At 66.8% G+C, this 6859-nt stretch carries 9 protein-coding genes; 8 read left to right on the forward strand and 1 reads right to left on the reverse strand.

The genetic code is table 11. The features are described from left to right. Positions 1–9 precede the first annotated feature (9 nt). The 4 genes from CA237_RS13425 to CA237_RS13440 all read left to right on the forward strand — a co-directional run bounded on the left by CA237_RS13425 (position 10) and on the right by CA237_RS13440 (position 2918). A complete protein-coding gene (locus CA237_RS13425; RefSeq protein WP_066694593.1) occupies positions 10–1251 on the forward strand; it encodes a threonine ammonia-lyase in 1242 nt (413 codons plus the stop codon). Continuing rightward, positions 1248–1646, forward strand: a complete 399-nt coding sequence (locus CA237_RS13430; protein ID WP_066694441.1) for a GFA family protein — start codon at positions 1248–1250, stop codon at positions 1644–1646. Before CA237_RS13425 ends, CA237_RS13430 begins: the two co-directional genes overlap by 4 nt. 109 nt (positions 1647–1755) lie before the next feature. Next, a complete protein-coding gene (locus CA237_RS13435) occupies positions 1756–2517 on the forward strand; it encodes an arginyltransferase (protein WP_126014366.1) in 762 nt (253 codons plus the stop codon). Further along, a complete protein-coding gene (locus CA237_RS13440; RefSeq protein WP_066694444.1) occupies positions 2514–2918 on the forward strand; it encodes a hypothetical protein in 405 nt (134 codons plus the stop codon). Before CA237_RS13435 ends, CA237_RS13440 begins: the two co-directional genes overlap by 4 nt. Before the next feature lie 313 nt (positions 2919–3231). Here the strand turns inward: CA237_RS13440 and ykgO are convergent, their stop codons facing one another. Then, complete coding sequence (gene ykgO, locus CA237_RS13445; protein WP_055755695.1) at positions 3232–3357, reverse strand: type B 50S ribosomal protein L36; 126 nt, start codon at positions 3355–3357, stop codon at positions 3232–3234. A gap of 188 nt (positions 3358–3545) precedes the next feature. Here ykgO and CA237_RS13450 point away from each other — a divergent pair, with 188 nt between their 5' ends. Genes CA237_RS13450 through gpmA form a run of 4 tightly spaced genes read left to right on the forward strand, consistent with a single transcriptional unit; the run spans position 3546 to position 6446 of the window. Then, the gene (locus CA237_RS13450; protein WP_066694447.1) at positions 3546–4163 is read left to right on the forward strand and encodes a DUF4136 domain-containing protein; all 618 of its coding nucleotides are present in this window, start codon (positions 3546–3548) and stop codon (positions 4161–4163) included. After that, complete coding sequence (locus CA237_RS13455) at positions 4160–5272, forward strand: M14-type cytosolic carboxypeptidase (RefSeq protein ID WP_126014368.1); 1113 nt, start codon at positions 4160–4162, stop codon at positions 5270–5272. The genes CA237_RS13450 and CA237_RS13455 overlap by 4 nt, the downstream gene beginning before the upstream one ends. After that, complete coding sequence (locus tag CA237_RS13460; protein ID WP_126014370.1) at positions 5269–5724, forward strand: GNAT family N-acetyltransferase; 456 nt, start codon at positions 5269–5271, stop codon at positions 5722–5724. The genes CA237_RS13455 and CA237_RS13460 overlap by 4 nt, the downstream gene beginning before the upstream one ends. Before the next feature lie 35 nt (positions 5725–5759). Then, on the forward strand, positions 5760–6446 hold the full coding sequence (gene gpmA / locus CA237_RS13465; RefSeq protein ID WP_126014372.1) for a 2,3-diphosphoglycerate-dependent phosphoglycerate mutase: 687 nt from the start codon (positions 5760–5762) through the stop codon (positions 6444–6446). The last annotated feature ends 413 nt before the right edge of the window (positions 6447–6859 follow it).

The raw sequence follows: 6859 nt of genomic DNA on the forward strand, positions 1-6859 counted from the left end.
GCGCCCGCGATGGCTACCAACCCGATCGCTCCGCCCGCCCTGCCTCTCACCGTCGATGACGTGCGCATGGCAGCGATGCGTATTGGCGGCTCGATCGTCCGCACGCCGACCCTGATCAGCCGCACGCTGTCGGAACTGACCGGCGCGACCGTCTATCTGAAATTCGAAAATCTCCAGTTCACCGCCGCTTACAAGGAACGCGGCGCACTCAACACCCTGCTGCAACTAGACGAAGCCACCCGTGCCAAGGGCGTGATCGCCGCCTCGGCGGGCAATCACGCGCAGGGTCTCGCCTATCACGGCAACCGTTTGGGCGTGCCGGTCACCATCGTCATGCCGCGCCCGACTCCGACCGTGAAGGTCATGCAGACGCAGAGCCACGGCGCGACCGTGGTGCTGGAGGGCGAGACGTTCGACGCCGCCTATGCCCATGCCCGCAAGCTGGAGGCCGAACAGGGCCTGACCTTCGTCCATCCGTTCGACGACCCGCGCATCATGGCGGGCCAAGGCACCGTCGCCCTGGAAATGCTGGAGGACGTGCCCGATCTCGACACGCTGGTCGTGCCGATCGGCGGCGGCGGCCTCATCAGCGGCATCGCCACCGTCGCCAAGGCAGCCGATCGCCCGATCGAAGTCGTCGGCGTGCAGGCCGAGCTGTTCCCGTCGATGTACAACCGGGTGCACGGCACCGCCATGGACTGCGCCGGCGATACGCTGGCGGAGGGGATTGCGGTCAAGCAGCCCGGCGGCCTGACCGCCGAGGTCGTGGCAGCGCTGGTCGACGACATCGTGCTGGTCAGCGAGCGCCAGCTCGAAGAGGCCGTGAGCCTGCTGGTCCAGATCGAAAAGACCGTGGTCGAGGGCGCCGGTGCCGCCGGCCTCGCCGCGCTGCTGGGGCATGGACCGCGGTTCAAGGGCAAGACCGTCGGCATCGTCCTGTGCGGCGGCAATATCGACACGCGCCTGCTCGCCAACGTCCTGCTGCGCGACCTCGCCCGCTCGGGCCGCCTCGCCCGGCTGCGCATCCGGTTGCAGGATCGCCCCGGCGCGCTGTTCCACGTCGCGAAGATCTTCCACGAACACACCGTCAACATCATCGAAGTCTATCACCAGCGCGTCTTCACGACGCTGCCGGCCAAGGGCCTCATCACCGACATCGAATGCGAAACCCGCGACCGCGAGCATCTCGACCGCCTGGTCGAAGGGCTGCGCACCGGCGGTTACGAAGTCAGCACGGTCGAACTGGCATGACCGGCACCATCACCGGCGCCTGTCTGTGCGGAGCCTGTCGCTACCGCAGCGACGCGCCGGTGATGAACGTCCGCGCCTGCCACTGCCGCCGGTGCCAGCGCGCGACCGGCAGCCCCTTCTATGCGCGGGTAATGGTGCCGCTGGCCTCGGTCACGATCGACGGGCCGGTCGCATGGTATGACGGCGATACCGGCGTCCGGCGCGGCTTCTGCCCGGCCTGCGGCTCGACGCTGTTTTCGGAACGCGCCACGGCCGGCACGATCGGGCTGACGATGGGCACGCTCGACCACCCCGAACGCTTCGCGCCCACCGATCACATCTGGGTATCGGCGAAGCAGCCATGGCTGAAGCTGGACGACGGCCTGCCGCAGTTTGCGGAAGGGCCGCCCGCCTGACGCACCGGCCCTACGAAATTCGCGGTTAACGCGCTTTTCGCCACGTCTTGTCATCGCCATATTCGCTGCATCATTCTATCGGGAGCTGCCCGATCCGAAGGAGCAATGGGTGACCGCGCCGTTTCGATTCCCCCGGTTCTTCGTCACCTCGCCTGCGCCCTGCCCCTATCTGCCGGGGCGGCAGGAGCGGAAGGTGTTCACCGAACTGAGCGGTGAGAATGCCGACGAACTGAACGAAGCGCTCGGCCGCATCGGGTTCCGCCGCAGCCAGTCGGTCGCCTATCGCCCCAGCTGCGTCGGGTGCAGCGCCTGCGTCTCCGTCCGCGTCGTCGCCGGCGATTTTTCGATGAACGCCACCCAGCGCAAGCTGATGCGCCGCCATTCGGACCTCGATATCCGCGCGTGCAAGCCATGGGCGACCGACGAACAATTCCGCCTGCTGCGCCGTTACCTGACCGCGCGCCATCCCGGCGGCGGCATGACCGCGATGGACGAATCGGACTTTGCCGACATGGTCGAGCATTCGCCGGTCACCTCCTGGGTCATCGAATATCGCGAACCCGCCGTCGATGGCGTCCCGGGCAAGCTGGTCGGCGCGTGCATCACCGACGAACAGGCCGACGGGCTGTCGATGGTCTACAGCTTCTTCGAGACCGACGACGATGCCCGCCCGGGCTTGGGCAACTTCATCATCCTCGACCATATCCGCCGCGCCCGCGCCAGCGGCCTGCCGCACGTCTATCTCGGCTATTGGGTACAGGGATCGCCGCGCATGGCGTACAAGACCCGCTATCGCCCGCTGGAGGTGCTGGGGCCGACCGGCTGGGCGCTGCTCGACGATACGCCCTCAGCCGCGACCGCCCCGGCATGACCGCCGCGCTGCTCGCCCTCGCGCTGGCGGCGCAACCCTCGGCCGGGCTGGAGCAACGCCGCGCGACGATCGTCCAGTTCGAGATCAAGCTGGCTGCTGGCCTGTCCCCGGCCGAAGAGGCTGCCGCGACCGAAGTGTTCGCCGCCGACACCCGCACCATCCGGCGTTGCGCCGATGCGGGCACCATCGGGGCGCGGTACAAGGCGGAGAAGCGTTTCTCCGGCTCGATCACCGAACGCCGCAACACCGCCTTCGCCGCGATCCCGATCGAGTTGCGCCGCGAACTGGACAAGGTCCCAACCGGCCATGCGACCCGCGTGTTCGGATCGGCCGGCGTCCGCCGCGTCTTGATCGCGTGCACCGTGCCCACCGTTCCGGCCGACCGGCGCGGCACGATCTGACCGATACGTCGCACCGGCAAACGCCGGGCATCCTGCCGCTCCTGCCCTACGCCGTCACCGAGAATCCCAGTCTGCGCCAGGATGAAGCCCAACCCGCGCCATTCGTCATTCCCGCGCAGGTGGGAATCCATTGCCGCCAGCTTTTGAGATCACCTCGGAACGTCAGCGTCTATGGACTCCCGCCTGCGCCCGAGTGACGGACCGGGTTGGAAAACCGGCAACTACCAACACGAACAGGCACCCGGTCCACATGGGACCGGATGCCTGTTCGAAACCCGTGATCGGGCGGACCAAAGCCCCGCCCGACGCCGAATCAGCCCTGGCGGGCCTTGAAGCGGCGGTTGGTCTTGTTGATGACGTAGATGCGCCCACGACGACGGATCACGCGGTTGTCCCGGTGACGATCCTTGAGCGACTTCAGCGAATTGACGATCTTCATGGGAACGGCTCTCAAACGGCAAAAGGGCCGCTCGCACGGCCGGAAAAGAGGCGTCCAGCTATCGCCGCGCGACCGTCCCGTCAAGATACAACCGCCGCCTCGCATCGAAACACTTGCGCAATGAACCCATCGCCGGGTGTCGCGCGTTGGGTGGGTTGATGAACCGTGGCATATTCGGGGTGAGTACCATGAACAAGGCGTTGGGGTTTGGCGTGGCGGCAATGGCAGCCCTGCTGGGGAGCGGATGCACCACCGCCGGATCGCGGATCGCGCCGGTCGACGTCACCCGCTTCCACCTGAACCAGCCGATCGCGAAGGGCAGCTTCTCGATCGAGCCGGTCCAGACCATCCGCGCCGCCACCCCGGAATTTCAGACCTATGGCAATGCCGTGGCCCGGGAGATGGAAAAGCTCGGCTTCACCCGCGCCGGCACCCAGCCGTCGGAACTGATCGTCGGCGTCGCCTTCACCCGCGGGACCAAGGGCTTCGTCGAACGGCGCTCGCCCGTCTCGATCGGCATCGGCGCGGGCGGTGGCAGCGGAGGCTGGCGCGGCGGTGGCGTGGGCCTCGGCGGCGGAGTCGGCTTCGGCCTGGGCGGCGGTGGTCAGCGCGAGGTGATCGGCACCGAACTCGCCGTCCAGATTCGCCGCCGCGCCGACGGCACGACCATCTGGGAAGGCCGCGCGGTCACCGATTCGCTCGAAAACACGCCCGGCGCGCAGCCGGTGTTTCAGGCCGACCGGCTGGCCAACGCGCTGTTCCGGAACTTCCCAGGCGAGTCGGGAATCACTACGACGGTGAAATGAGCATCACCATCAACGCCGCGTTCGACAGCGGCAATATCCGCGTCGTCGCCATCCAGGGCAACGTAATCGACCTCGAGATCGTCGCCGATCACCAGTCCGACTTCTATCAGTGGTTCCACTTCCGCGTCGCCGGGGCGCGGGGGCGAACGCTGACCTTCCGCATCGTCAACGCCGCCGGATCGGCCTACGCCTTCGGCTGGCCGGGCTATCGCACCCGGATGAGCACCGATCGGCAGGCGTGGCGGCAGGTCGCTACCGACTATGCCGATGGCGTACTGACCTTCACCGCCACCATCGACAGCGAACTCGCCTGGTTCGCCTATTTCGCGCCCTATACGATGGAGCGCCACGACGACCTGATCGCCCGCATCGCCGCGCGGCCCGGCGTCACCCATCGCGAGCTCGGCCAGACGCTCGACGGCCGCGCGATCGACTATCTGACGCTGGGCGACGGCCCACTACAAATCTGGGCCTATGCCCGCCAGCATCCGGGCGAATCGATGTGCGAATGGTTCATGGAGGGGCTGCTCGAACGTCTCACCGATCCGAACGACGCGCTCGCCGCCGATCTGCGCCGGCGCATGACCTTTCACTGCGTGCCGAACATGAACCCCGACGGCTCGTTCCGCGGCCATCTGCGCACCAACGCCGCCGGCGTAAACCTCAACCGCGAATGGCACGCTCCCTCGCCCGAGCGCAGCCCGGAAGTCCTGTGCGTCCGGAATCGCATGGACGAAACAGGTGTCGACATCGCCATCGACGTCCATGGCGACGAAGCGATTCCCGCCAACTTCATCGCAGGCTATGAAGGCATCCCCAACTGGACCGACGAGCATGGCGCCCGCTTCACCGCCTTCGGCGCGGCGTGGGCGGCGGCAACGCCTGAGTTCCAGACCAAGCTCGGCTATCCGGTGTCCGCGCCCGGACAGGCGAACCTGTCCATGTCGACCAACCAGCTCGCGAACCGTTTCGGCGCGCTCAGCATGACGCTGGAAATGCCGTTCAAGGATCACGACGACAATCCCGACCCCGAATATGGCTGGTCGCCCGAACGATCGAAGGCGCTGGCGCATAGCTGGCTGGAGGTATTGGCGGACTTCACCCGGTGATCGTCCGTCCGGGCGGTCTCGACCATCCCGGCACCGCCCGGCTGCTGGCGGCGCATCTGGCCGACATGCACGCCAGCTCGCCGCCGGGCAGCGTCTACGCGCTCGACCTGTCGGCACTGGCGACACCCGACATCGCCTTCTACACCGCATGGGACGGCGACACGCTGCTCGGCTGCGGCGCGCTGCGCACGCTGGGCGACGGCACGGGCGAGATCAAATCGATGCGGACCGACGCCACCGCCCGCGGTCGCAGCGTCGGACAGGCGGTGCTCGATCGCATCATCGCCGACGCCCGCATGGGCGGCCTGACCCGCCTGCTGCTCGAAACCGGCACCGGAGCGATGTTCGACGCCGCGCACCGCCTCTATGCCCGGGGCGGCTTCGCGCCCTGCCCGCCGTTCGGCAGCTACGTCGCGACCGACTTCAACCGGTTCCTCTCGCGCACGCTTTGAGCTAGGTGCACCGCAACAACAGCAACGGAGGTTCCATGCCCACGCTCGTCCTGATCCGCCACGGCCAATCGGCCTGGAACCTCGAAAACCGCTTCACCGGCTGGTGGGACGTGAACCTGACCGAGAAGGGCGAGGCAGAGGCCAAGGCGGCGGGCGAGTTGCTGACCGAAAAGGGGCATGACTTCGACCTCTGCTTCACCAGCTTCCAGACCCGCGCGATCAAGACGCTGAACATCGCGCTGGAAGCGATGGGTCGTCTGTGGCTGCCGGTGGAGAAAGACTGGCGCCTGAACGAGCGGCATTATGGCGGCCTGACCGGTCTCGACAAGGCGGAGACCGCCGCCAAGCATGGCGACGAACAGGTCAAGATCTGGCGCCGCAGCTTCGACGTGCCGCCGCCGCTCCCCGAAGCGGACAGCCCGTGGGACCTGTCGGCCGACCGTCGCTATGCCGGCATCGACATTCCGCAGACCGAAAGCCTGAAAGACACGATCGACCGCGTCCTCCCCTATTGGGAAAGTCGCATCGCGCCCGAACTCAAGGCCGGCAAGCGTATCCTGATCTCCGCCCATGGCAACTCGCTACGCGCGCTGGTGAAGCATCTGTCGGGCATTCCGGATGACGAGATTACGGGCCTGGAAATCCCGACCGGGCAGCCGATCGTGTACGAACTGGCCGACGACCTGACGCCGACCGATCGGTACTATCTTAGCGAGCGGTAAGGGACAGGCACTCCCTCTCCCCTGCGTTGGGCGGGCGGGTACAGCACGGAGCATCCTGCTCAAACACCCCCGTCCGCGTGCTTAAACGCCCCCATCCGTTCGTGCTGAGTAGGGATTGAGCTTGTCGAAAGCCCGTATCGAAGTACCCCTGGGCGGTCCTTCGATACGCCACTTCGACAAGCTCAGCGGCTACTCAGGACGAACGGGAAGGGACAAGAAGCCATTCCTACCCCACCCACCCCGTTCGGTTCGAGCAGCTTCGAGCCTGTCGAGAAGCGCCCGTCGAGAACGCGGTCGTTCGCCCCCCTTCTCGACTACGGTTCTCGACAAGCTCGAACCTGCGCTCGAAGCAAACGGAGGATATGGGGCAAGGCACAAACCCCTTTCCTACACACCCCACCCCCGCCAAACTC

This window comes from Sphingomonas sp. ABOLH, from assembly GCF_003951715.1.
GTDB lineage: Bacteria > Pseudomonadota > Alphaproteobacteria > Sphingomonadales > Sphingomonadaceae > Sphingomonas > Sphingomonas hankookensis_A.

Bases quoted from the DNA above. Each gene is read 5' to 3' on its own strand.
- CA237_RS13425 (WP_066694593.1), top strand. From the start codon at position 10: ATGGCTACCAACCCGATCGCTCCGCCCGCCCTGCCTCTCACCGTCGAT.
- CA237_RS13430 (WP_066694441.1), top strand. From the start codon at position 1,248: ATGACCGGCACCATCACCGGCGCCTGTCTGTGCGGAGCCTGTCGCTAC.
- CA237_RS13440 (WP_066694444.1), top strand. From the start codon at position 2,514: ATGACCGCCGCGCTGCTCGCCCTCGCGCTGGCGGCGCAACCCTCGGCC.
- ykgO (WP_055755695.1), bottom strand. From the start codon at position 3,357: ATGAAGATCGTCAATTCGCTGAAGTCGCTCAAGGATCGTCACCGGGAC.
- CA237_RS13450 (WP_066694447.1), top strand. From the start codon at position 3,546: ATGAACAAGGCGTTGGGGTTTGGCGTGGCGGCAATGGCAGCCCTGCTG.
- CA237_RS13455 (WP_126014368.1), top strand. From the start codon at position 4,160: ATGAGCATCACCATCAACGCCGCGTTCGACAGCGGCAATATCCGCGTC.
- gpmA (WP_126014372.1), top strand. From the start codon at position 5,760: ATGCCCACGCTCGTCCTGATCCGCCACGGCCAATCGGCCTGGAACCTC.